The following is a 2,288-nucleotide window of genomic DNA, read 5'->3' on the forward strand; positions in this document are numbered from 1 at the left end:
CCCGTCGGGCCCGAACGTGACACCGTTGGCGCCCCACAGCCGGTTGGGCGGGTTGAGCCTGTGCACGTCGAAGCGTTCGCTGGTCGGCCTCCGCAGGCCGGTGGCGTCGAAGCGGGTGGGGTGCGTCGGCACCTCCTGTGGCCGCGTTGCGGGGCGGGTCATCCGACGACGACCTCGTCCATGCCGCCCTCCTCGCGCCAGCGCCTGAGCAGTTCGTGGAAGGCGACAGGGCCGTCGCCGAAGGTCTCGCTGCGCTGCCTGGGCATGCCCTCGTTGTTGTAGTAGCCGGGCGTGCACTCGGCCTGGAACCTGTGCAGGCTGTGCGCCTTCTTGTGGATCGTGTCGACCCAGGCGGCCTCGGCGTCGACGCTCGGTTCGACGTGGCGGGCCTGGCGCTTGTGGGCCTCGGCGAGGACCGCGGCGACATGGACGGCCTGCTCGTCTAGGAGGTGGACGTAGTTCACGGAAGCGGCGTTCTGCACCGGGCCGAGCTGGAAGAGGTTGGGGAAGCCGTGGCTGTACAGGCCGTGCAGCGTCCGCGGACCGTCCTTCCACCGCTCGGCGAAGGTGACACCGTCCCGGCCGTGTACCGGGAGTTCGCCGGACAGGATCCCCGAGACACCCACCTCGAAACCGGTGGCGAGGACGACACAGTCGACCTCGTACTCGGTGCCGCCGACGACCAGCGCGTTCTCCGTGAAGCGCTGCACGCCACCGTGGTCGGCCGTGTCCACCAGGGTGACGTTCGGCCGGTTGAAGGTCTGTAAGTAGGTGTCGCTGAACGTGGGCCGCTTGCACATGTAGCGGTACCAGGGCTTCAGCGCCTCGGCCGTGGCCGGGTCGTCGACGAGGTCGTCCACGCGGGCCCGGAGTTCGTTCATCTTCTGGAAGTCGGCCAGTTCGCCGAGGCGTTCGCGCTCCTCGGCCGGGAGATGGGCGTAGCCGTCGCTCGGGACGAGGTTCTGCAACAGCCGGGCGCTCGCGGTCCAGCCGTCGTTCACCAGGTCCCGCTCCACCTGACCGCCGCTGACGAGTGAGAGGAAGTTGTCCCTGCGGCGCCGCGACCAGCCGGGGGTCAAGGACTGTGCCCAGGCGGGGTCGGTACGGCGGTTGGCGCGTACGTCGACCGAGGACGGGGTGCGCTGGAAGACGTACAACTCCTGTGCGTCACGGCCGAGATGGGGCACGATCTGGATGGCGGTCGCGCCGGTGCCGATGACGGCCACGCGTTTGTCGGCCAGCTTGTGGAGGCCCCCGTCCGCGTCACCACCGGTGTAGGCGTAGTCCCAGCGGCTGGTGTGGAACATGTGGCCCCGGAACGTCTCGATGCCGGGGATGCCGGGAAGCTTGGGCAGGCTGAGCGTGCCGCTGGACACCACGACATGGCGGGCCCGCATGAGGTCGCCGCGGTCGGTGGAGACGATCCACTCCGACTCGCCCTCGTCCCATCGCAGTTCGGTGGCACGGGTCCGGAAGCAGGCGTCGCGGTAGAGGTCGAAGTGCCGGCCGATGGCCCGGGCGTGCTGGCGGATCTCCTCGCCCGGCGCGTACCGCCACGTGGGGATGTGCCCGATCTCTTCGAGCAGCGGCAGGTAGACGTACGACTCGATGTCGCAGTGCACGCCCGGATAGCGGTTCCAATACCAGGTACCGCCGAAGTCGGCGGCCAGTTCGATCATCCGGATGTCCTGCACACCGGCCTGCCGCAGCCGGGCCCCGGCGAGCAGACCGCCGAAGCCACCGCCGATGACGGCCACTTCGACCCGGTCGTACAGTGGCCGGCGGGTCGACTCGGGGTCCGCGTACGGGTCTTGGGCGTACGTCTCCAACTCGCCGGTCATACGCCGGTACTGGCCGGTGCCGTCGGGGCGGATCCGGCGGTCGCGTTCGGCCCGGTAGCGGGCGCGCAGGGCGTCCGGGTCGAAATCGAGCCGGCCCTGTGCGGTGGGGGCGGGCGGCTGGTGGGGGGTGTCCATGGTGCCTCTTCGCTGTCAGTGGGGGTGGCTGTCAGAGGGTCGTGCCATCCGGCGCCCGGGGGCGCTGCTCGTCAGTGCTCGAGGGCTTGCGCCCGCAGAGCGGTCGCCACCGGCGCCGCCACGTGTGGGCGGGTGGGTGTCGAGGCCGAGGACCGCCGTGCCGGGGCCGCGGTGGGCGATGTCGAGGTGCACCACGGTCCTGTGGCTCTGGGGGAGTTCCCACCAGTGCTCGGCCGCCTCGATCTCGCTCACCTCGTACCGGCCCACGTTCATGTGGAGCGCGGTCGGGTGGGTGGTGCTGACCGTGCCGGC

Annotated in this window: 2 protein-coding genes; both read right to left on the bottom strand. The window is 70.5% G+C overall.

What is annotated here, in order from left to right; all coding sequences use genetic code 11:
* Positions 1 to 158: 158 nt before the first annotated feature.
* The gene (locus tag AB0J04_RS45875) at positions 159 to 1,976 is read right to left on the bottom strand and encodes an NAD(P)/FAD-dependent oxidoreductase (RefSeq protein WP_363174685.1); all 1,818 of its coding nucleotides are present in this window, start codon (positions 1,974 to 1,976) and stop codon (positions 159 to 161) included.
* 15 nt (positions 1,977 to 1,991) lie between these two features.
* On the bottom strand, positions 1,992 to 2,288 hold a 297-nt coding region (locus AB0J04_RS45880), incomplete at its 5' end, for a hypothetical protein (RefSeq protein ID WP_363174686.1).

Source organism: Streptomyces sp. NPDC050263 (assembly GCF_040655955.1).
In the GTDB taxonomy this organism is placed as follows: Bacteria; Actinomycetota; Actinomycetes; order Streptomycetales; family Streptomycetaceae; genus Streptomyces.